At 50.3% G+C, this 21,545-nt stretch carries 18 protein-coding genes; 13 read left to right on the top strand and 5 right to left on the bottom strand.

Annotation, left to right across the window (positions count from 1 at the left end; translation table 11 throughout):
* Nucleotides 1-3 precede the first annotated feature (3 nt).
* From hflC to OSH01_RS15110, 11 genes are all read left to right on the top strand, one after another.
* Entirely contained in the window at nt 4-888 is an 885-nt protein-coding gene (gene hflC / locus OSH01_RS15160) for a protease modulator HflC (protein WP_266125030.1), read from the top strand.
* Nucleotides 889-1,049: 161 nt separating this feature from the next.
* Nucleotides 1,050-2,210 carry an ATP phosphoribosyltransferase regulatory subunit gene (locus OSH01_RS15155; protein ID WP_266124968.1) on the top strand — a complete coding sequence of 387 codons (1,161 nt, stop codon included), beginning with the start codon at nt 1,050-1,052 and terminating at the stop codon, nt 2,208-2,210.
* Nucleotides 2,211-2,289: 79 nt separating this feature from the next.
* The gene (locus OSH01_RS15150; protein ID WP_266125029.1) at nt 2,290-3,585 is read left to right on the top strand and encodes an adenylosuccinate synthase; all 1,296 of its coding nucleotides are present in this window, start codon (nt 2,290-2,292) and stop codon (nt 3,583-3,585) included.
* Between the two features lie 143 nt (nt 3,586-3,728).
* Nucleotides 3,729-4,274 carry a phosphoribosyltransferase gene (locus OSH01_RS15145; protein WP_266124967.1) on the top strand — a complete coding sequence of 182 codons (546 nt, stop codon included), beginning with the start codon at nt 3,729-3,731 and terminating at the stop codon, nt 4,272-4,274.
* A gap of 117 nt (nt 4,275-4,391) precedes the next feature.
* A complete protein-coding gene (gene rpsU / locus OSH01_RS15140) occupies nt 4,392-4,604 on the top strand; it encodes a 30S ribosomal protein S21 (protein WP_266124966.1) in 213 nt (70 codons plus the stop codon).
* Entirely contained in the window at nt 4,601-6,589 is a 1,989-nt protein-coding gene (dnaG, locus tag OSH01_RS15135) for a DNA primase (protein ID WP_266124965.1), read from the top strand. Before rpsU ends, dnaG begins: the two co-directional genes overlap by 4 nt.
* A gap of 311 nt (nt 6,590-6,900) precedes the next feature.
* A complete protein-coding gene (gene rpoD, locus OSH01_RS15130) occupies nt 6,901-9,144 on the top strand; it encodes an RNA polymerase sigma factor RpoD (RefSeq protein WP_266124964.1) in 2,244 nt (747 codons plus the stop codon).
* A 169-nt stretch (nt 9,145-9,313) separates the two neighbouring features.
* Complete coding sequence (locus tag OSH01_RS15125; protein WP_266124963.1) at nt 9,314-9,862, top strand: pseudouridine synthase; 549 nt, start codon at nt 9,314-9,316, stop codon at nt 9,860-9,862.
* Nucleotides 9,863-9,972: 110 nt separating this feature from the next.
* Nucleotides 9,973-11,277: a methyltransferase family protein gene (locus OSH01_RS15120; protein ID WP_266124962.1), complete on the top strand. Its 1,305-nt coding sequence runs from the start codon at nt 9,973-9,975 to the stop codon at nt 11,275-11,277.
* 23 nt (nt 11,278-11,300) lie between these two features.
* A complete protein-coding gene (locus OSH01_RS15115) occupies nt 11,301-11,978 on the top strand; it encodes a response regulator transcription factor (RefSeq protein WP_266125028.1) in 678 nt (225 codons plus the stop codon).
* Between the two features lies 1 nt (nt 11,979).
* Nucleotides 11,980-13,299 (top strand): sensor histidine kinase, encoded by a 1,320-nt coding sequence (locus OSH01_RS15110; RefSeq protein ID WP_266124961.1) that lies wholly within the window; start codon nt 11,980-11,982, stop codon nt 13,297-13,299.
* Nucleotides 13,300-13,314: 15 nt separating this feature from the next.
* On the opposite strand, the gene guaD is transcribed toward OSH01_RS15110, so the two are convergent.
* From guaD to xdhA, 4 genes are read right to left on the bottom strand one after another with little or no spacing between them, the layout of a single operon-like run.
* On the bottom strand, nt 13,315-14,625 hold the full coding sequence (gene guaD / locus OSH01_RS15105; protein WP_266124960.1) for a guanine deaminase: 1,311 nt from the start codon (nt 14,623-14,625) through the stop codon (nt 13,315-13,317).
* Complete coding sequence (xdhC, locus tag OSH01_RS15100) at nt 14,618-15,634, bottom strand: xanthine dehydrogenase accessory protein XdhC (protein WP_266124959.1); 1,017 nt, start codon at nt 15,632-15,634, stop codon at nt 14,618-14,620. The genes guaD and xdhC overlap by 8 nt, the downstream gene beginning before the upstream one ends.
* On the bottom strand, nt 15,627-17,960 hold the full coding sequence (xdhB, locus tag OSH01_RS15095) for a xanthine dehydrogenase molybdopterin binding subunit (protein ID WP_376918092.1): 2,334 nt from the start codon (nt 17,958-17,960) through the stop codon (nt 15,627-15,629). The genes xdhC and xdhB overlap by 8 nt, the downstream gene beginning before the upstream one ends.
* Nucleotides 17,957-19,468 carry a xanthine dehydrogenase small subunit gene (gene xdhA / locus OSH01_RS15090; protein ID WP_266124958.1) on the bottom strand — a complete coding sequence of 504 codons (1,512 nt, stop codon included), beginning with the start codon at nt 19,466-19,468 and terminating at the stop codon, nt 17,957-17,959. Before xdhA ends, xdhB begins: the two co-directional genes overlap by 4 nt.
* Nucleotides 19,469-19,600: 132 nt before the next feature.
* On the opposite strand from xdhA, the gene OSH01_RS15085 reads away from it, so the two are divergent.
* Entirely contained in the window at nt 19,601-20,530 is a 930-nt protein-coding gene (locus tag OSH01_RS15085) for a LysR family transcriptional regulator (protein WP_266124957.1), read from the top strand.
* 20 nt (nt 20,531-20,550) lie between these two features.
* A complete protein-coding gene (locus OSH01_RS15080; RefSeq protein WP_266124956.1) occupies nt 20,551-21,315 on the top strand; it encodes a LamB/YcsF family protein in 765 nt (254 codons plus the stop codon).
* On the opposite strand, the gene OSH01_RS15075 is transcribed toward OSH01_RS15080, so the two are convergent.
* Nucleotides 21,290-21,505, bottom strand: coding sequence for a DUF3008 family protein (locus OSH01_RS15075; protein ID WP_266124955.1), 216 nt, complete (start codon nt 21,503-21,505; stop codon nt 21,290-21,292). The genes OSH01_RS15080 and OSH01_RS15075 overlap by 26 nt on opposite strands.
* Between the last annotated feature and the right edge of the window lie 40 nt (nt 21,506-21,545).

Below are 21,545 nucleotides of genomic sequence, written 5' to 3'. Positions count from 1 at the left end.
ATGATGCAACGTTTAATTCCTGCTCTGATTGCCTTGGCGGTGATTATAGGTTTGTTCTTATCCTCAGTATTTATCGTGCGTGAGCGCGATGCTGCCCTCGTGTTTGCGCTGGGTGAGGTGCGTGGAACCATCACCAGCCCGGGCTTGTATTTTAAATTACCCCCTCCGTTCGAGAACGTGGTCTTTTTAGACAAGCGTTTGCAAACGATAGAAACCAAAGATCCAGAACGTATTCAAACAGCAGAAAAGAAAAACCTGCTGATTGACTCTTACGTGAAATGGCGTATCGCTGATCCGCGTCTGTTCTATGTTACTTTTGGAGCCACCGACCGTGGTGCCGTAGAACGTTTGCAGGCACAGATTCGCGATGCTTTGAATGCCGCGGTGAACGTGCGCACTGTGAAAGAAGTCGTTTCTACCGAGCGTGATGCCATCATGCGTGAGGTGTTAGCGTCGGTAGAGGCCCGTGCTCGTCCTTTGGGCGTGGAAGTCGTCGATGTACGTTTGCGTCGCATTGATTTTGCTCCCGAGATTTCGGAGTCGGTATTCCGTCGTATGGAAGCTGAGCGTACTCAAGAGGCGAACCGTTTACGTGCAACCGGAGCTGCGGAAAGTGAACGGATTCGTGCCGAAGCAGATCGTCAGCGCGAAGAAATGATTGCTGATGCTTACGCGCAGACTGAGTCGGTACGAGGTGAGGGCGATGGGGAGGCAGCGGCTATTTACGCGGCAGCCTACGGTAAGAATCCCGAGTTCTATCGATTCTATCGTAGCCTTGAAGCCTACCGTAAGGCCTTTAAAGGCGGCGCAGGTGATACTTTAGTGATTAGTCCAGAGTCTGACTTCTTCCAGTACTGGAATGGTATGAAAGGAGCTCAGGGGCGATAAAAGCGAGCACAAGATCGTGGGGGCTTTCCCCTAACGATCATGTTCGTATATACTAGCGTGTAAGTTTTTACACCACTTCGCAGGCGACTTGGATGGCTTACCGCCCCAAGTCGCTTTTTGTTTGGCTAAACCGCATGCGAGAAAAATTTCGAGGCGTTTGAATGTCTAATTGGTTGTTGCCAGAAAGTCTGGCCGATATTTTGCCTGCTGAAGCGCGTCGCATAGAAGAGTTGCGTCGTAACTTGCTGGATTTATACCGTACTTATGGGTTTGAGTTGGTCGCTCCGCCTTTGGTCGAGTACCTAGAGTCTTTACAGGCAGTGTCTGGTACTGATTTAAACCTGCGTACGACTAAGGTTATTGATCAGATATCTGGCCGTACCATGGGTGTGCGTGCTGATATGACGCCTCAAGTGGCTCGTATTGATGCCCACTTACTCAATCGTGAGGGGCTGACCCGCTTGTGCTATTGTGGCTCTGTGCTGCATGCGCGTCCCGCCGGCCTGTTGTCTGATCGCGAGCTGCTTCAAATTGGTGCCGAAATATTTGGTCATGCTGGCGTAGAGTCAGATATTGAGGTTATTGATTTAGCCTTGGAAAGTGTTGCCCGTGCAGGTGTACAAGCCCCTCGGTTAGATTTGAACTATCCAGGCATAGGGCGTTTCCTGATTGAACGTGATCCTGTTCTCAAGGAATATGGTCCTGCGGTATTTGAGCTGTTAAATGCTAAAGATATACCTGGCCTTCGCGAACTCGGTAAGCGCATCGGCTGTTTACCCGAAACCACGCAGTATTTGCTTGATTTGATGAGTTTGTACGGCGGTGTGGAAGTGCTAGACAAAGCGCGTACTGCATTGCCGGATGCCGTTGAGATACGCGAGGCTTTGCATAGCTTACGCACCTTGGTGGATGCCTTGCCAGGTCAAGATATCACCATAGACTTAGCCGATATTGGTAGCGGTTATGGCTACCATTCTGGTTTGGTGTTTTCGGTCTATGCCGAAGGCTGGCATGATGCTCTAGTGCGCGGAGGTCGTTTTGACGGTATTGGACGCATGTATGGTCGTGCCCGGGCCGCTACGGGCTTTAGTTTAGATTTGCGCAAGTTGTCAGCGGGTTTGTCACCGGCTGAGGCAATATTTGCCATTCGTGCCCCGTGGGGGCAGCAAGAGGCTTTGCGCGCTGCTATTCATGAGTTGCGTCAGGCTGGTGAGGTAGTGATTCAAATGTTGCCCGGTCAGGCCGAGCATAGTTTGGACGAGTTTGTGATCAATCGCGAGCTAAGGCTCGAGGGTGATCAATGGCAGCTTAGGGCAATTTGATTCTGCTTTGCAGCATCATTTGCATGGTGATAGTTTTTCAGGCCAGACAGTAACGGCCATCTCTATTTTGAAACGTGACATGAGTAAAAACATTGTGGTCATCGGCACCCAGTGGGGTGACGAAGGAAAAGGAAAAATCGTTGATTGGCTGGCAGAGTCAGCTCAAGGTGTAGTACGTTTCCAAGGCGGGCATAATGCTGGCCATACTCTTTGGATTAACGGCCAGAAAACCATTTTGCGATTGATTCCTTCGGGCATTATGCATGCCCACGTAACGTGCTATATCGGTAATGGCGTAGTGCTGGCACCGGACGCATTGTTAACGGAAATAGCTGAGCTGGAAGCTGTTGGCTTAGATGTACGCAGTCGCTTGCAGATTTCCCCCGCTTGTCCCCTGATTCTGCCATATCACGTCGCAGTGGATCAGGCGCGTGAGAAGCGCAAAGGTGAAGGGAAAATTGGTACCACAGGGCGTGGTATCGGGCCTGCTTACGAAGATAAAGTGGCTCGACGTGCCCTGCGCGTGCAAGACCTTTATGATCCTGCTATTTTTGATGAAAAATTGGCCGAAGCGCTGGATTATCACAACTTTGTTTTAACGCAATACCTGAATGCCGAGCCTGTTTCGGCAGAGCAGGTACGAGAGCAAGCGATGGAGTGGGCAGAGCAGTTACAGCCTATGGTCGCCGATGTGTCGCATGCGTTGTACGTGGCTAAAAAAGCGGGTCAAAAATTGTTATTCGAAGGGGCACAAGGCGCCTTACTCGACATAGATCATGGCACCTACCCCTTTGTGACCAGCAGTAATTGTTTGGCTGGTGCAGCCTCTGCGGGCGCCGGAGTAGGCCCCCAAGAGCTTGACTATGTTTTAGGTATTGCCAAGTCTTATACTACGCGTGTGGGGGCCGGCCCTTTCCCTACCGAATTGCTCGACGACACGGGTGTGCGCTTAGCGACGGTTGGTAAAGAGTTCGGTTCTGTCACCGGACGCCCCCGTCGTTGCGGCTGGTTTGATGCTGCAGCGATGAAGCGCTCTGTCATGATCAACGGTATTTCTGGTTTATGTGTGACTAAACTTGATGTGTTGGATGGCGTTGAGCACATCAAGATTGGCGTGGGTTACCGGTATAAAGGCGAGTTCTTGGATGTGTTGCCCTATGGCGCGCATGCCGTGGCCGAAGCCGAGCCAGTCTTGGAGGAAATGCCAGGTTGGACAGAATCCACCGTAGGTGTAACGGAATACGATAAGTTGCCTGTTAATGCGCGTCGCTACCTAGAGCGCATCGCGGAACTTTGTGAAGTGCCTATTGATATGGTTTCGACGGGGCCAGATCGCAACGAAACTATTGTTTTACGTGATCCCTTCACCAAATAGACGTTGTTTTAGGGATATAATTAAGCGCACCTCTTGTGCGACTAACGCAAAGCGGCCTAAGGGCCGCTTTGTCGTTTAGCAGCGCTGTGCCGTGCAGCGTTGCCAGTGGGCACGCTTTTTTGTTTTTTGTATCAGGAACATCTATGACTTTGCCCCCCAACACAGATAAAGACGAATGGGTTAGCTGGGAACAATACAATCGACTTATTGAGCAGTTGGCGTTGAATATTCATGCCTCAGGCTGGAAATTCGATAAAATTGTCTGTCTTGCTCGTGGCGGAATGCGTGTGGGCGACGTGATCTCGCGCATTTATGATGTTCCCTTAGGTATTTTGGCTACAAGCAGTTACCGCGAAGCGGCTGGTACTACTCAGGGTCAACTTGATATTGCACAGTACATCACCATCACTCGTGGTACGTTGGATGGAAATGTGCTGCTAGTCGATGACATGGTGGACACAGGTAATACGTTCATGCGTGTACGCGATCACCTTATCCAACAATTTCCCGCAATCACCGGTTTAAAGACGGCGGTATTGTGGTGGAAAGGCCACGCTAAAATCGAGCCGGATTACTACGTCTCCAAATTGCCTACAAACCCTTGGATACACCAGCCCTTTGAAGACTACGACAGTATCCGTCCTCATCAGTTGGAAGCCTGGGTACGTAAGGGCATAACGAATTCTTAATGAATGCCTCTTCTAGCTGTTCATCACCTGTGTTTTGAGCCTACGAGCTTTTTATGCTATGATCTATGGCTAGCCGTTTTATCTAACTAACACTTTAACTACAAGGCCAGGGAATACATGCCTATTGTTCGCCTGAAAGAAAATGAGCCTTTCGAGGTTGCATTGCGTCGCTTTAAGCGCACTATCGAAAAAACCGGTTTGTTGACCGAGTTGCGCTCGCGCGAATTCTACGAAAAACCTACAGCAGAGCGTAAGCGTAAGCACGCCGCGGCTGTAAAGCGTCACTATAAACGCATTCGTAGTCAGCAATTGCCTCCGCGCTTGTATTGATACCTGATTCTTATATTCAGGAGCTGCTAGCCCGTGTAGATATAGCCGATGTCGTCGGGCGCTATGTGCAGTTGCGTAAAGGCGGGGCCAACTTGCTTGGCCTGTGCCCTTTTCATAACGAAAAATCACCTTCGTTTACCGTTAGTCCCACTAAGCAGTTCTATCATTGCTTTGGATGTGGTGCACACGGCTCGGCCATTACATTTTTGATCGAGCATACTGGGGCTAGTTTTCCAGAGGCGGTGCGCAGTCTATCCTCTGCTGTGGGCATGACCGTGCCCGAGACAGAGCGCAGCCCCAAGCAGCGTATAGTAGACCAGCGCCGCAAGCAAGAGCGAGCCCGTCAGCAAAGTGTGCTTGATCAGGCGCAACAGTTTTATCTGCAACAGTTGCGCCAGTCACCTATGGCCCAAGACTATCTAAAGCGTCGCGGCCTAAGTGGCGAAATAGCAGCCCGTTTTGGGCTGGGTTGGACTGGCACCGAAAGGCGCGGTTTAGCCAAGATATTTAATGATTACGAAGATCATCAGCTGGTCGAGGCCGGATTGGTGGTCGAGGCAGATGATGGTCGTCGCTATGATCGTTTTCGTTCCAGAGTCATGTTCCCGATACGCAGTACCAAAGGGGAAATTATTGGCTTTGGCGGACGCCTAATTGAAAAAGGCGAGCCCAAGTACTTAAACTCACCTGAGACCTCTTTGTTTTCCAAAGGTCATGAGCTTTATGGCTTGTGGGAAGGGCGCCAAGGTATACGCGCGGAAGGTTTCGTTTTGGTGGTTGAGGGTTACATGGACGTGGTTGCTTTGGCGCAGCATGGTCTGTGTAACGCCGTAGCAACTCTAGGCACGGCAACCACACCGTTTCATATTAGTAAGCTTATGCGCGCTAGCGATAAGCTGGTATTTTGTTTTGACGGTGATAAAGCTGGTTTAAAGGCCGCTTGGCGTGCTTTGCAAACCTGTTTGCCTTTAGTGCGAGACGATGTCTCGATGCGCTTTTTGTTTTTGCCTGATGGGCATGATCCAGACTCGTATGTGGCCGAACATGGGGCGGATGTGTTCCGTGATTTGGCCGCCGAGGCAACGGCACTTTCCCGCTTTATGTTGGACGAGTTAGCCTCGCGTCATCGTATGCAAGAAGCAGAAGGGCGCGCTGCCTGCGTGCACGAGGCATTACCTTTGCTAGCAGCGTTGGCCGATACGACATTGCGAGTGCAAATTCACCATGAGTTTGCTCGCATGGTGCTGTTGACTCCCGACGAGTTAGCGCAGCGTTTGCTCAGTGTTATCCCCGAGCCCGTTACACGCCCCTCCGAGCCTGCTCAGGATGGCTTGGTTGACCGTCCCATGCCATCAGCCTTTGATGCGGGTGCGGCTTCCGATTTTCCCGGGGAACCGGTCTTTTACGATGATGAGTTTGCCTCGTTTGAGCCTGGCTTTGACTATGCCGGTGATGCTCCTTGGGAGCAGCACAATGGGCAGACGGCTCAACCAGAACGCCGTGCGTCGCGAAAAAGCGACAAGCTCCGCAAGAGTGCCCCGAGAGTTGGGGGAGCCCGTTCAGTTACGCCCATGGCGAAGCGACTACTGCGCTTGTTACTTGCCTATCCAGAGCTAGTTTCTGAGCTTGGCGATCAGCAACTTGAAATAGTGGCACAGAGTCCCCATCTAGAATTGGTGCAGGAACTTATCGCCTTAACCAGTGTTTCGTCAGCTCAGCATGCTGGAGCCTTACTGGAAGCGGCTGAGCCCGATTCTGATCTGGCAGTGGTGTTGCTTTCATTGAGCACAGAGCTGTTGAATGACGAAGAGTGGCCTGATCCGCAAGGGGAGTGGCGAGACGCTTTGCGCAAGATAGAGTTGACTGCAATCAAGACAGAACAAACTGCCTTGGTAGAGTCCGGTCTGAAAACGGAAGAGCAACGTCAGCGCTATCAAGAATTGACTCGACGAATGGCATTGTTAAATGCTGCTCATACACGGTAACTGAAGTAAAATATACGGTTTATGTTGTAATTTGATTTGGATGGTTTTTTCTAGTCGCTCCTTAGTTGAGTTGAACTAGAAACTTTCCCTGGGGGAAGATCGTCTGTAATGTAGTGATTTGTATAACACGAAGCTAATCTTAGCCCTCATGCCACAGAGCGAGGGATAGTTCTAATACAGTGATTCGTGTAGCAAGGCATTATTTACAGGGATTGCCGTTTTTCAAGTACAACTATTTCAGGTTCTAGCCTGCAATACTCGGTGACTACGTATTGGTACCACTTGGGTAATGTGCGTCTATGGAAGAAATTATGACTCAAACGACTGGTAAAACCTCAGCGACGGAAACTCGCTCCAGCTCTAAAACAATGGCTGCGACAACGGGTTCTTCGGCAACTAGCTCGGTCGAGCTAGATGGCTCATCAGAGGCTACCGCCGCATCTCCGGCTAAAAAGGCCGCTAAAAAAGCCGCGAAGAAGGCCGCAGTTAAAAAAACGGCGACCAGCAAAACGGCAGCAAAAAAAGCGCCGGCGAAAAAGGCTGCAGTGAAAGTTGTCGGCGGAGGGCGTCGTGGCCGTCCTGCTAAAAATGCAGGTGGCGAAGGAATAGACTTTGACGATGATGACGAGCTCAATGACGGCGAGGTCATTCCCGATCTCAAACCGGTTCCTAAACGCGGCGGTAAGCGTGCACGTGCCGAAAAAGACGTGTTTGGAGTCCGTGGTCAACTGACTCTTGAAGAGCAAGAGGCCCGTCGTAATCGTCTTAAAGCCCTGATTAAGTTAGGAAAAGATCGTGGTTATTTGACTTATAGTGAAATCAACGATCACCTACCTGACGACTTGGTGGACGTGGAAGCTATCGACGGCATCATTGGTACTTTCAGCGACATGGGGATTTCGGTCTATGATCAAGCCCCTGATGCCGATACGCTATTGATGAGCGACAATGCCACCATCGCTTCCAGTGATGATGATGTGGAAGATGAAGCGGAAGCAGCACTGACCACAGTAGACTCTGACTTCGGTCGTACCACAGATCCCGTGCGCATGTACATGCGTGAAATGGGGTCAGTTGAACTTCTAACGCGTGAAGGTGAGATTGAGATTGCCAAGCGTATTGAAGACGGCTTGAAACATATGGTCATGGCGATCGCCGCATGTCCTACCACAGTAAATGAAATTCTTGCCTATGTTGAGCGTGTCCGTGAGGGCACCATGCAGATCGACGAGGTGGTAGATGGTTTGGTGGACGACGAGGGTGAAGAGTACGCAGGGTCAGGCGTCACCCGAGAAGAAGAAGATGAAGGTCCAGCAGGCGGTATGAGCAGTTCGCAAATCGAGTACTTGCGCTCTAAATCACTGAAGAAATTCGATATTATCAACGAGTGGTTTGGGAAAATGCGTGCGGCTTTTGAGGCCGATGGCTATCGCAGCGAAGGTTATATGCAGGCCCAAGAAACTATTTTGAATGAGTTCATGGGCATACGCTTTACCGCGAAAATGGTAGAGAAGTTAGCAGAAACAATGCGCGAGCAAGTAACGGTGGTACGACAACACGAGCGCGAGATACTCAATATCTGTGTCGAACGTGCTGAAATGCCACGTGCTCATTTCATTAAAGTCTTCCCAGGCAATGAGACGAATTTGCAGTGGGTGATTGATGAAGTGAATGCAGGTCATGCCTACAGTGCCATCCTTGAGCGCCATATTCCTGCAGTGCAAGAGATCCAGCAAAAACTAATCGATTTGCAAGCCAGTGTGGTGTTGCCTTTGAAAGACCTGAAAGAGGTCAACAAACGCATGACAACGGGTGAAGCGAAGGCTCGTAAAGCGAAGCGTGAAATGACCGAGGCCAACTTGCGCTTGGTGATTTCTATTGCGAAGAAATACACCAACCGTGGCCTGCAGTTCTTGGATCTTATCCAAGAGGGCAATATAGGCTTGATGAAAGCGGTGGATAAGTTTGAATATCGCCGCGGTTATAAGTTCTCTACGTATGCAACGTGGTGGATACGTCAGGCCATTACTCGTTCTATCGCCGACCAGGCGCGTACCATTCGCATACCCGTGCACATGATTGAAACGATTAATAAAATGAATCGCATTAATCGTCAGATTTTGCAGGAAACAGGGGTAGAGCCTGATCCAGCAACACTGGCCCTGAAAATGGACTTGCCTGAAGACCGAGTGCGTAAGATTTTAAAAATTGCAAAAGAGCCTATCTCGATGGAAACGCCTATTGGTGACGATGATGACTCTCACTTGGGCGATTTTATCGAGGACAACAACACTGTCTCACCTTCGGACTTCGCTTTGCATGGGTCCATGCGTGATGTAGTGAAAGATGTCTTGGACTCCTTGACGCCCCGTGAAGCTAAAGTTTTGCGCATGCGTTTTGGGATTGAAATGAGTACCGATCAAACCTTGGAAGAGGTCGGTAAACAGTTTGATGTGACGCGTGAGCGTATTCGTCAGATTGAAGCGAAGGCATTACGTAAGTTGCGTCATCCTAGTCGTGCGGACAAGTTGAAGTCTTTCCTCGAAAGTCAGTAGTACGTCCCGCTAACGATAAAAGCCGCTTTTTGCTTTTCTTGGCAAAAAGCGGTTTTTTTATTCATTGCCATACTGTTTCATGCATAAGATAAAGAGTCCAATTTCATCTGCTAGACGTGTTAAGCAAGCGAGTTCTCAGCGAGTAGTCCGGCCACCGTCACGTTTGATTATGCTTAATAAACCTTATGATGTGCTCACGCAGTTTAGTGATGACCAAGGTCGCGCTACCTTGAAAGATTATGTTGCGCTACCCGATGTTTACCCCGCAGGTCGACTGGACAGAAACAGCGAAGGCTTGCTTTTACTTACCAATGATGGAGCCTTGCAAGCCCGTATAGCCGAGCCGCGCTACAAATTGCCAAAAACGTATTGGGTTCAAGTAGAGGGGACACCTCAGCATGAGCAGTTACAACAGTTGCGTCAAGGGGTTATGCTCAACGACGGCTTAACGGCGCCTGCATTGGTGGCTCAGCTTGAGGCACCTACAGTGTGGCATAGAGAGCCTCCTGTGCGGTATCGAGCAGCTATACCCACTCATTGGCTGAGCATTACCATTACCGAAGGTCGCAATCGACAAGTAAGACGGATGACGGCGGCAGTGGGCTTACCTACTCTGCGCCTAATAAGAACACGTATAGGCCCTTGGGAATTGCAAGACTTGCCTCCAGGTCAGTGGCGCGAGCTTGATCCAAGTCAGTTACCGTCAGTGGGTTTTTAGCTTAGTGTCGCTGCCTAAAGAGGCAGGCTTCAACGCAAGTTTCACGCTCGTATTCCTAGAATGACGTCTATCGGCTCACGCAGTGTGAGCTCATTTTTGTTAGAGCCGTCATGAGTCATTCTTTGCAGTTTTTACGTCGTAGTGCCGCCACCTATTTTCTTAGCCATATCGTGGGCGTCTCCATCTTATTACTGTGGTTAATGGGTTTGAGCCGAATCTATTTGCAAGATATAGGACCTAGTTGGCGGGTAGCTATAGAGCAGCGTATGCAAACCAGTTTGTCTCCCGAATTCATTCAGATCAGTACGTACTTATATATGGCCATAGTGTTGGCTAGCCTTTGCTACGCCATGTATAAAATGGGCGCCCTTACCCAGAAGCGAGTGCTGCACGTAGGCCAAGTGCGGCGGCGTATTGTGTTTTCTTTACTAGTGCTGGTGGTCGGTTGGTTTTTTATGTTTGAGTGGTTCGGTTCGGACCAAGGTAAAGCAGGCTGCTTATTATGCGAATACAGCTTACCTTTGCCTAATAATTGGGTGGTTCTAGCGGCTGGATTATTTAGTTTGTATTTTGCTGGTCATGTATTGTCGTTACCGAGTATTCAACGCTTGGGCCTGTGGCTGGGTACGCTGAGTGTACTCTTGATGAGCTTGCGCGTACTATTGTTGGGCGAAGGGGATCTTGCCAACTGTATAAGCGCTTTGATGATGGTGTGGTTGTGGTGCAGCATTATGTTTTACCCCTTGTGGTTAGCCTATGAGCGTGCGGATTATCGTCGACGAGGGCAGGGAGATATTCACCAGACCTGGGCGTTCTTGTCAGGCATACAGGTGCGTCGTCGCCGCACCTTTCGTAACTATGGTTTTTTGCTAATAGCAGTGGTTCCGTTCTTAGCCCCTGTGTGGCAACAGGGGTATTTGATTGAGTTAGTACGCAGCGTGGGCCTTGCTCTGATAGTGCTCGCGATAATAGGACGTTGTTGGTGTACCTTATATCTAGGCGGATACAAAGGGCAAAGTTTAATTTCGGCTGGACCTTACTCGATTAGTCGTAATCCTTTATATGTATTTTCGGTGATGGCTGCCGTGGGTATGGGAGCACAGTCTGGCAGTGCTTGTTTGGCCTTATTAATGGGTGGCATTGTATATGGTGTGTTTAGCAAGGTTATCGCCGAGGAAGAGTTATTGTTGCGTAAGATATTTGCTGATGAGTTTGATCACTATTGCGCGACAGTGCCGCGGTTTTGGCCTCGTTGGCAGCAGTGGCACAGCCCTGCTCAATTAATGGTTTGTTTGCCCGCGTTAACTAGTACTTTACGGGATGCGTTGCCCTATTTAGTGAGTGTGCCGTTGTTTATTGGCATACACTGGGCACAGACACAAGCTTATTTACCTGTCTTGTTACGTTTACCTTAATCAGGGTAGTAGCCATCATGTCAATGCGTATCTTGATCGTCGAAAATGATATGACTATCGCAGAAAATCTGTATACCTATCTTGAAATGAAGGGGTTCGAGCCTGATGCGGCATACGATGGCCATGGTGCTATTAGTTTGCTTGAGCAAGGCGGGATTGACGCCATGATTTTAGATTTGGGCTTGCCTGGCTTGGACGGTTATGGAGTATTACAGGTGATGCGTAAGCGTGAGCGTCTGGCTTTACCGGTATTAGTATTAACGGCAAGAAATCAGTTAGAAAGTAAGCTAACTGCGTTTGATTTAGGTGCGGATGATTATTTGGTGAAACCTTTTGCCCTAGCTGAAGTGGAGGCTAGATTACGAGTCTTACTTCGTCGCGGCCAAGGTCTGGAGCCCAGCTATGGGGTGCTGCGGTGGAATTGTTTAGAGTATGATTTGGATACGGCGCTGGTCAAGGTGGATGGACAGCTTTTGCATCTGAGTTTTAAAACACGACAAATTCTGGAGGCTTTGATGCGTCGCCCGGGGGCAGTGCTTAGTCGCAAAGCTTTAGAAAAAATAGTATGGCCAGAGGGGCCTCCTTCTGCTGAGGCTTTACGTAGCCAAATACATTTGCTGCGACGCGCTTTAAGTGATTCGGGAGCAGGAGAAATAGACACGTTGCCAGGTCTGGGCTGGAGGCTGGCAGTGCCCAATTAATATGCGTATTTTGTTCAAATGGCTCTATCCGCCGCGTCGTTCCATTCAACATCGAGTGGCGCGCGCGATGGCCTTACTGGTCACGTTACTGCTGTGCGTGTTTGGGCTATTGGCGTATATCGCGTTTGCGCATATGGAGGACGACTTAGTCAATGCGATGCTGCTCTCAGAGGCGCAGATGCGCCTGGTCGACGTAGATCAGCTCAGGCAAAATTATCATTATCAAGCTGAGCAGCTTGGTTCAGAGTTACAGGTGTGGTGGACGCCTGCAGGCCAGTCAAACGTTACACCGTCTTTTTTGCAGTCCTTATCACCAGGTTTGCACGAATGGCATGGCGATGGAATCACTGTCCATGCGCTTATCCAAGACACCCCCCAAGGGCGTTTAACGCTTTATTATGATGCCAGTCCTCACGAGCAGCGGGTACACCAGTTTGCCCGAGATATGTTGCTTTATGGTGGCGGAATATTGCTGTTAGTCTTTGTGGGTGCAGGGTTACTAGCTCGGCGCGCGGTGCAGCCCTTATTGGTGTTAACTCGCCATCTAGAAAGATGGGGTCCTGGCAAGGCTAATTTGCCAATCGCCCAAGACGATGAGGCGGGGCGTCTCGTGCACGCCTTTAATCGTATGCAAGATCAGGTGGATGGCCTACTCAGCCACGAAAGAGCTTTTGCAGCGAATTTGAGTCACGAGATCCGCACTTCCTTAGCGAGTTTACGCAGTGATGCTGAGCTTCTAGCTTTAAATGTACATGAAGAATCGGCTAGTAGACGCTTGGCTCGTATGCAAGGGCAAGTGGATGCAATTAGTCAAAGTTTGTCGGCTGCCGAGCAGGTACATAGTTTACGTCCTAGTGTTCAGGAAACGATAGTTTTAGCCGAGTTTCTGGAGCAAGTATGGGGGAGCGTAGCGCTAGAGGCGGAGCAACGTGGCGTACGTTTGTGTGAGTTGCCTAAGCAGGGGATTAGTCTTACCTTAGACTCCCAAGCGCTCTTCATGATTGTGAGGGTTTTGTTTCGCAATATATGTAAGCACGCTAGTGGTAGCGAGGTTCGCGTCTCTTGGCAATATGGTCATGTATTGGCGGTTCAAGATACAGGGCCAGGCATTGCATCCGAAGAGCAAGAGTTAATTTTCACACGAGGATTTAGCTGCGGGTATCAATTTTCCACCGAGGATACTGCCGCAGTGGTGCAACACGGCTTGGGTTTAGCTTTGGCACGTCAGGTTGCAGTGAGTCAAAACTGGGATCTACAGGTGCTAAGCAAGCATGCCGACATGCCCGTAGGCACCTGTTTTTTATTAGATGTACAGCCTTAAAAGCATTGTTTTATATTAAGCGTTGCGTTGATGTACACAGACGCCGGCGCTATAAGTAGCCTTAATTGCTCGGTCATCACCTAATATTGCAAATAAAAATAGCAACTCTTCTAACGAGTTGACCCCTTGCATACGACGTTCCATTAGGGGAGTGCAGGCAGGGTCCAGAATAATAAAGTCTGCTTCCTTACCACTTTCTAGGTTGCCTATTTGCGTGTCTAGTTCTAGTGCTCGGGCGGCCCCTAATGTGGCCAAGTAAAACATGGATAAAGCGCTTAAGTGGTAGCCTTTTAAACGTGCCACTTTGTGAGCCTCATTCATGGTGCGTAGCATAGAAAAGGAGGTACCACCGCCTACATCGGTGGCCAAGGTATGCATGACTTGATTATCTTGCATAGATTGAAAATCAAACAGACCGCTGGCAAGAAAGAGGTTGGATGTCGGGCAATGCGCTGCAACGCTGCCGGTGTCGTGCATGCGTAAACGATCGGTCTCGTCTAACCAGATGCTATGCCCGTATATGGAGCGGGGACGTAATAGACCATAGCTATCGTAGACGTCTAAGTAGCTACGGTTATTGGGAAAGAGCTCACTGACCCAAGCAATCTCGTCTTTGTTTTCTGCCACGTGAGTTTGCAAATAGACATCAGGGTAATGTTTGGCTAACTCGCCACAGGCGCCCAATTGCTCAGGGGTGGAGGTCGGGGCGAAGCGAGGCGTTAAGGCATAAGATTGACGGCCTTTTCCATGCCAGCGTTGAATTAAGGCTTCGGAGTCACGGGCGCCTGATTCTGCCGTGTCTTGTAGATACTCTGGGCAATTTCTGTCCATCATGACCTTGCCAGCGATCATACGCAAGTTGCGAGCATGGCTTTCATTGAATAAAGCATCAACTGAACTTACATGAACACTGCCGTAAACCGAAGCAGTGGTCGTGCCATTGCGCAGCAGTTCGTCAAGAAAAACCTTGCTTACTTCAGCGGCCAATTCGGGGTCGCTAAAGCGGCTTTCTGCCGGAAAGGTGTATGTTTCTAACCAAGGTAATAGGCCTTCAGCGGGCGAGGCAATAATATCGGTTTGCGGGTAATGAATATGGGTATCTATCAGGCCCGGCATAATGATATTGTTAGGCAGCAGTTGCAACAGGGCATCATGATGCAGCAAATGTTGGGTCTGATGATAATCACCGGCGGCCACAATCTGACCATTTTGAACGATCAGCAAGCCGTCTGTGTGGTGCCGTACGCAGTCGTGGGGATGGGTGACTGGATCATTAATAAAATAGATAAGTTGAGTACGCCAAGCGTATTGTTTGTTATCAGACATGGGTGAGTTGAGGTCCTTGTGAAAGTGTCTTGGCAGATTGCTTTTCTGTGGGTAGCAATTGTAATGCTTGTGCATGTTGCAAAATTTCAGCAGCAACAGCTACGGCAATCAAGGCGGGGGCCTTTCCCTCTATGCCTGGAATACCCATAGGGCAAACGAGAGCATCGAGTTGTTGCGGGCTACAACCTTGTTGTTGTAGACGCTTTAAAAAACGTGCTCGTTTGGTTAGTGAGCCAATAAGCCCAAGGTAGGCGGGTTGCGTATGGCGCAATATGTGCAGGCATAGATGCAGGTCGAGGTCATGATTGTGTGTCATGACAAGGAAGTAACTATTGGCTGGCGCTTGCTCAATAATCGCTTCAGGAATGTCTGTCGCCTCAAGCGTGACATTTTCTGGAGTGTGGGATGGAAACTGTTCGGCGCGTTCGTCTATCCAACAAACACGGCAGGGCAGGGTGCCTAAAATATGAATCAGGGCGTTACCTACGTGGCCAGCACCAAAAAGATAAATATGTAACGGGGCCGGTTGGAGTACGTCTTGCCAAATAAAGTTTTGTTCAGCTTGTATAAACGACGAGTGTGAGTGCGTAGCCGGTATGCAATAGCTATGACGGTGTTGTTGAGGGTAGAGCTCGACGTGACGTTGCACTGCTTGATGAAGAGTGTAGCTAGTCAACATATTCTCAAGCACGGGAATGTCGCTAGCGTCTAAGTACTCAAATAGTATTTCTACGGTTCCGCCGCAACATTGTCCTAGACTTGGGCCTAGTGCATAACGACGTACTAACCAATTGTACTCTGGCGCTTGCATGAGTAAGGCTTGCGCTTGTTCTGCTACTTCCCATTCCAGTCTGCCCCCGCCTATCGTTTGCCATTGTTTGGTTTTGCTCACCAGCATTCGCGCACCGATTTCACGTGGTGTCGATCCTAATGTGCGAATGACGGTGCATAACACCACGTGCTCGCCGTCATGTAAGTGTGCCAAAGCGGGAGTTAAGCACTTATGCATGGCTTGCCCTGCGGCGCAAAGCCGTAATTGCCATTAATACTGCTTCAGGTGTTGCGGGCGCATTGAGTTCGGGTTCGATACGCTCTACAGATAGGCTTGCAATAGCGTCCACAATGGCATTGAACACGCAAAATGCGAGCAATAAAGGAGGTTCACCTACCGCTTTGGACCGATGAATAGAGTCCATCCGATTGCGGTTTTTATATAAGGCCACATGGAACTGAGTAGGGCAGTCACTGACGGCGGGGATCTTATACGTAGAGGGGGCGTTTGTACTTAGTCGACCTTGGTCGGTCCAGACTAGTTCTTCAGTGGTTAGCCAACCCATACCTTGGATAAAAGCTCCTTCTACTTGGCCTAGATCTAAGTCTGGGTTAATGGATTGGCCCACATCATGCAGTAGGTCGGCGCGCAATAGTTTGTGCTCGCCTGTTAGGGTGTCCACCACGACTTCGGCTACCGCCGCACCATACGAAAAATAGAAGAACGGATGTCCTTTCATGCTTTGGGCATCCCAATGCAAGCCAGGGGTAGCGTAAAAACCGTCGGACCATAACTGAATCCGAGCTTGGTAAGCCATTTCCACTACCTCTGCAAAGCTAAAGGTTTGCTCACCCACCTGAACTTGTGCATTGGCAAAGACTTGCTGTTCTGGCGCGACGTGAAAGCGCTCACTGAGCATTTCTTGTAAGCGTGCCCGAATTTGTGCAGCAGCGTTTTGTGCCGCTTTACCGTTGAGGTCGGTACCCGTTGAGGCTGCCGTAGCAGAGGTGTTAGCCACTTTACTGGTATCAGTAGCGCTTACTTGTATGTGGCTTAAGGGCAGGCCGAGTTCGTGCGCCACCACTTGTGCCACCTTAGTATTTAAGCCTTGGCCCATTTCCGTACCACCGTGATTGACCAGTACGGTTCCATCGCGGTAAGTGTGAACGAGGGCGCCGGCTTGATTAAATGAGGGCATGTTGAAAGAGATGCCGAACTTAACCGGTGTAAGCGCTAGGCCTTTCTTTAAAATAGGGCTATGCCGATTAAAATCCTCAATCTGCGCTCTGCGCTCGCGGTATTGACTGCTTGCCTCTAGTTCGGCTACCAACTCATGAATCACGTTATCGCTGACCACCTGGTCATAGGGCGTGAGGTTTCTATCTTCGGTGCCGTAGAAGTTGATTTTACGCACATCCAAAGGGTCCAGCTTGAGATAGCGAGCAATGCGGTCGAGCACGACTTCCATGAGTAGTGCGCCCTGAGGGCCCCCGAAACCGCGGAAGGCGGTATTGGACTGCTGATTAGTACGTCCGCACAGAGCACGTAGATCGGCGTGCGCCAGGTAATAGGCGTTATCGAAATGGCAAATTGCACGGGTGGCGACAGGGCCGGAAAGGTCAGCGGAGTAGCCAGAGTTCAGGGTCATGTCTACGTCTGCGCCCAATAATCGACCTTGCTCATCAAAGGCAATGTCGTACTCGTAGTAAAAGCCATGACGTTTGCCAGTGATCATGAAGTCGTCTTCACGATCAAGACGCAACTTAACGGGGCGTTGCAGTTTCGAGGCAGCAATACTGCTTAGGCAGGCGTACAGAGCAGATTGTGATTCTTTACCACCGAAGCCACCGCCCATTCTGCGGCATTCAACAAGTACTTTATGTACACCAATGCCTAATGCGCGTGCCACTAAAGTCTGCATTTCACTGGGGTGTTGAGTGGAGCTCCAGACGTGTAGGGTGCCTTCGTTAGGGATGGCGTAGGCGATTTGCCCTTCCAAGTAAAACTGCTCTTGGCCGTTACACTCAAACTGTCCTTGTAGACGATGAGGGGCTTGTGCTAGGGCAGCCGCCGCATCACCTTGAACTAAACGCATGGGGGGCAGTACGGCAGTGTTTGCTTGTTTGGCTGCTCGTGGGCCAAGGATAGGCGGGAGAGGCTCGTACTCGATGCTTCCCAAGCGGGCTGCTCGACGCGCCTGTTCGTGACTTTGTGCAATAACCGCGAAAATGGGCTGCCCCATATAATGCACCATGCCGTCAGCCAAAATAGGGTCGTCCTTAAGAACCGGGCCGCAGTTGTTGTCGGCTGGTATGTCAGCGCAGGTGAGAACCGCGACTACTCCCTCGGCTTGGCGCACTGCGTCAAGATTCATCGCTAAGATACGTGCATGAGCGTGCGATGAGAGCCCCAGCGCTGCATGTAGGGTGCCTTGCCGCTCGGGTATGTCATCCGTGTAATGGGCCTGCCCCGTGACATGTAGGCGTGCAGATTCGTGCAGCGCGGTTATGCCTACTTGACGAAATGAGTTAGGCATGGAGGGTTGAGGACGGGTCGTGCTCATGCTTGCCCCTCTTGGTGAAATGATACGTTTTGCTTGGCAAGACTAAATACATTTAGCTGGTGGGCGGCCAGTGGTGCGTCTGGCCGCGTCTCCAAATAAAAGCGATACAGGAGGTTTTGTGCGCTCAGCAGGCGATAGGGGGCCGATGCGCGCATATCGCTTAAAGGTTGAAAGTCTTGTTCTAATGCTTGCATTCCAAATTGGGCAGTGGCTTCGTTCCAATGTTGACCTTGGAGAGTGGCTTCGCAGGCGTGCGCTCGTTTTGGCGTGGCAGCCATCCCGCCATACGCGACACGCGCCTGTTCGATATTACCTTGCGCATCGAGCTTGACGGCATAAGCGGCACAGACGGCAGAAATATCTTGGTCATGCCGTTTAGACAGCTTATAAGTGCGGAAACGCCAGTGCTCGCGGTCAAGCGGAATGAGCAGGCCTTGTACAAACTCGCCAACTTCTAGCGCTGTCTTTTGATAAGCGAGGTAATAGTCCTCTAGGGGCATTTGTCGTAGTCGTGCGCCTTGGCGTAATACGATTTGAGCACGTAGAGCAATGAGCCAAGGCATGGAGTCACCAATCGGGGAGCCATTGGCTACGTTACCGCCTAAGGTGCCGGCGTTACGGATAGGATAGGACGCAAAACGATGACGCAGTTCGTGTAGCTCTGGAAAGTACTCAAGCAATGCATCGTAGGCGTGATTAAGCAGTGCCGCTGCGCCAATGTATAGCTCAGATCCTTGTTGCTCGATGCGGTGCAGTTCAGCGACGCGTCCGGTATAAATTAAATGGGGCAGTTCGCGAAACTGACGCGTCACCCAAAGTCCTATATCGGTGCTGCCCGCAAGCAGACGTGCGGCGGGATAATCAGCACGTAGCTGGGCAAGCTCAGTGAGCGTTTGGGGGGCGTGGAAGGTTTGTCCTTGATACTCGTAAGCTAAGGGGCCCGCTGCTTGCAATGCCTTTAGTTGCTCCGTCACGGTGGTCTGGTCAAATTCAGTGCAAGGATATTGATGCATGCGTAAAGCAGCATCAATAAGGGGGCGATAGCCGGTACAACGACACAAATTTCCACTGAGCACATCATCTATTTCTTGACGTGTGGGTATAGTTGCTTGTGCTTGGTGACGCAGGTAAAGCCCCCATAAGGACATGAGGAATCCTGGAGTACAAAATCCACATTGTGCGCCATGCGCGTCCATCATGGCCTGTTGTACAGGATGCAGTGTACCGTCAGCCGCAGCCAGGTCTTCAACCGTGTATAGCGCTTTTCCGTCTAAGGTAGGGAGTAATTGAATACAGGAGTTGACGGCCCTTAGGGCAAGGTGACCGTGTTCGTCTAATTCCCCCAGCATGACGGTGCATGCACCGCAGTCCCCCTCGGCACAACCTTCTTTAGTTCCAGTGCAACGGACATCTTCGCGCAAATACTGCAAAATAGTGCGCGTGGTTGGGCTGTGCTGGACTTCTTGAGGCTGGCCGCGAAAAATAAAACGTATGGCTCTTTTTTTCATGGCATGACTCTTATGTTTTTGATCTATGATGAAGATAGCATTGCAGTGGCCAGAGTGTATTCACGGTGGGTGATGAGCATTATTCGCCCCAAACAGGGTAAATAGGCCAATTTGTATACTGCAATGTATAACATGACAAAAACAGCACGAAAACACATCGATATACATTTATTGCGTGTCCTACACACTTTGCTGCAATGCCAAAGTGTGTCTCGCACCGCGATTCGTCTGGATATGTCGCAACCGGCAGTAAGCAATGCTTTACGGCGGTTACGTGACATTACCCAGGATCCGATTTTATTACGCGCCAAGCATGGCATGGTGCCGACTGAGCGCGGGCAAGGCTTATTGGCTTATGCTGAGCAAGCGCTTCAAGCAATTAGCCAGATTGAGTCTGTGCCAAAAGAATTCGATGCTTTGCAGACGCAACGTATTTTTCATCTTGGAGCACCAGATTATTTAGATGCCACTTTTATTCCTGAAATTATAGAGCGCATGGTGCGTCTGGCCCCCGAGGCAAAACTCATCGTGCATCCTTTAGGGCCTGGTTATGACTATGAGCAGGCCTTAGAGTCGGGCCAGCTCGACGTGGTGATAGCTAACTGGCCCGCACCACCTGTGCGATTGCATAGGGGACGATTATTTGACGATGAAATTGTTTGTTTAGTGGGTAAGCAGCACCCCTTAGCTGAGCGGGGGATGAGCCTGCAACACTATGCTCAAGTGCAACACTTAGTGCCTTTTTTGCATGCCCAAGGCCAGCAAAGCATTATTGACCAAACGTTGGCTCAACATGGCATACATAGGCAAGGGCAAATTAGCGTACCGTATTTTGGCTTAGTGCCTTATATATTGATGCGTACGGATTTGGTCTTTACAACGGGGCGGCAGTTTGCCGAACATTATGCTCGCTTGATGCCGTTACGTGTATTGGCCCCTCCTCTTGTGTTTCCTAGTATGAGCTTTTATCAATTGTGGCATCCGCGTACGCATACTGCCGATGCCTGCATATGGTTTCGACGTTTAATCAGCAGCACCGCATCGGCTCTGCACAGAGATTAATTTTTTGGTGGAGTAAAAAAGTGAGTAAACAGGTAGACCTTAATTGCGATATGGGCGAGAGCTTCGGGGCTTGGCGTATGGGTCAAGATGAAGCCGTGATGGGGCTGGTTAGCTCGGCCAATATTGCCTGCGGTTTTCATGCGGGAGACCCTGGCACGATGAGGGAGACGGTGAGTTTGGCGTGTAAACACGGTGTCAATATTGGTGCGCATCCAGGCTTACCTGATTTAATGGGCTTTGGACGTAGGGAAATGCAGATTACTCCGCAACAGGCATACGATTTAATGGTGGTACAAATTGGTGCTTTGCAAGCAGTCGCTCGTAGTCAAGCAAGCCAGATACATCATGTTAAAGCGCACGGCGCCTTGTACAACATGGCTGCGCGCGATCTTAAGCTAGCGCGGGCTATCGCCCAAAGTGTGAAAGACGTCGATCCCAGCTTGCAGTTGTATGGCTTGGCAGGAAGTGCGCTTGTGGAGGCGGGCGCACAGGTGGGTGTTCGAGTGGTGCAAGAAGTTTTTGCCGATCGAGCTTACCAGCCCGATGGGGCTTTGGTTGGGCGTCAGCATGCTCAAGCAATGATAGAGTCCCGCGAAGCTGCCTTGGAGCAGGTGTTAAATATGGTGCTCGATAAACGAGTAAGGGCGATTGATGGCTCATGGCTGACCGTGCAGGCAGACACTATTTGTTTGCATGGCGATCAGCCAGGAGCGTTAGAGTTTGCGCAGTTCTTACACCAAGGCCTAACCCATGCAGGAGTTAGGATTTCCCCCCCTGCTCCGTAGCGCTATGCTTAGGAAGTTGTTTTAACGATTTTCCAGGGGGCGTGCGAGCGAGCTCTTCTAGCTCCCTTTCGCTCATACTGCGGTACATCTCCAGTGCCGCACCATACAGCTTTTTCACGGGCGCCTGACGACGCTTTGCTGCAAGGGCTGCACCGGCGGCTTTTTGCTGTGATTGCGATTGAGCAGGCATAGTCAACTCCCACTAAGAATGTATATCTTTGAGTGTCAAG

The organism is Alcaligenes endophyticus (assembly GCF_026344035.1).
Taxonomy (GTDB): domain Bacteria; phylum Pseudomonadota; class Gammaproteobacteria; order Burkholderiales; family Burkholderiaceae_B; genus Alcaligenes; species Alcaligenes endophyticus.
The sequence above is the reverse complement of the archived record's forward strand: the minus strand, read 5'-3'. Positions and strand labels throughout refer to the sequence as shown.

Coding starts and splice junctions, on each gene's coding strand:
- OSH01_RS15145 (WP_266124967.1), top strand. CDS start 3,729: ATGACTTTGCCCCCCAACACAGATAAAGACGAATGGGTTAGCTGGGAA.
- xdhB (WP_376918092.1), bottom strand. CDS start 17,960: ATGAGCACGACCCGTCCTCAACCCTCCATGCCTAACTCATTTCGTCAA.
- rpoD (WP_266124964.1), top strand. CDS start 6,901: ATGACTCAAACGACTGGTAAAACCTCAGCGACGGAAACTCGCTCCAGC.
- xdhC (WP_266124959.1), bottom strand. CDS start 15,634: ATGCATAAGTGCTTAACTCCCGCTTTGGCACACTTACATGACGGCGAG.
- OSH01_RS15085 (WP_266124957.1), top strand. CDS start 19,601: ATGACAAAAACAGCACGAAAACACATCGATATACATTTATTGCGTGTC.
- OSH01_RS15125 (WP_266124963.1), top strand. CDS start 9,314: ATGCTTAATAAACCTTATGATGTGCTCACGCAGTTTAGTGATGACCAA.
- guaD (WP_266124960.1), bottom strand. CDS start 14,625: ATGTCTGATAACAAACAATACGCTTGGCGTACTCAACTTATCTATTTT.
- OSH01_RS15155 (WP_266124968.1), top strand. CDS start 1,050: ATGTCTAATTGGTTGTTGCCAGAAAGTCTGGCCGATATTTTGCCTGCT.
- OSH01_RS15120 (WP_266124962.1), top strand. CDS start 9,973: ATGAGTCATTCTTTGCAGTTTTTACGTCGTAGTGCCGCCACCTATTTT.
- hflC (WP_266125030.1), top strand. CDS start 4: ATGCAACGTTTAATTCCTGCTCTGATTGCCTTGGCGGTGATTATAGGT.
- rpsU (WP_266124966.1), top strand. CDS start 4,392: ATGCCTATTGTTCGCCTGAAAGAAAATGAGCCTTTCGAGGTTGCATTG.
- xdhA (WP_266124958.1), bottom strand. CDS start 19,468: ATGAAAAAAAGAGCCATACGTTTTATTTTTCGCGGCCAGCCTCAAGAA.
- OSH01_RS15075 (WP_266124955.1), bottom strand. CDS start 21,505: ATGCCTGCTCAATCGCAATCACAGCAAAAAGCCGCCGGTGCAGCCCTT.
- OSH01_RS15150 (WP_266125029.1), top strand. CDS start 2,290: ATGAGTAAAAACATTGTGGTCATCGGCACCCAGTGGGGTGACGAAGGA.
- OSH01_RS15115 (WP_266125028.1), top strand. CDS start 11,301: ATGCGTATCTTGATCGTCGAAAATGATATGACTATCGCAGAAAATCTG.
- OSH01_RS15110 (WP_266124961.1), top strand. CDS start 11,980: ATGCGTATTTTGTTCAAATGGCTCTATCCGCCGCGTCGTTCCATTCAA.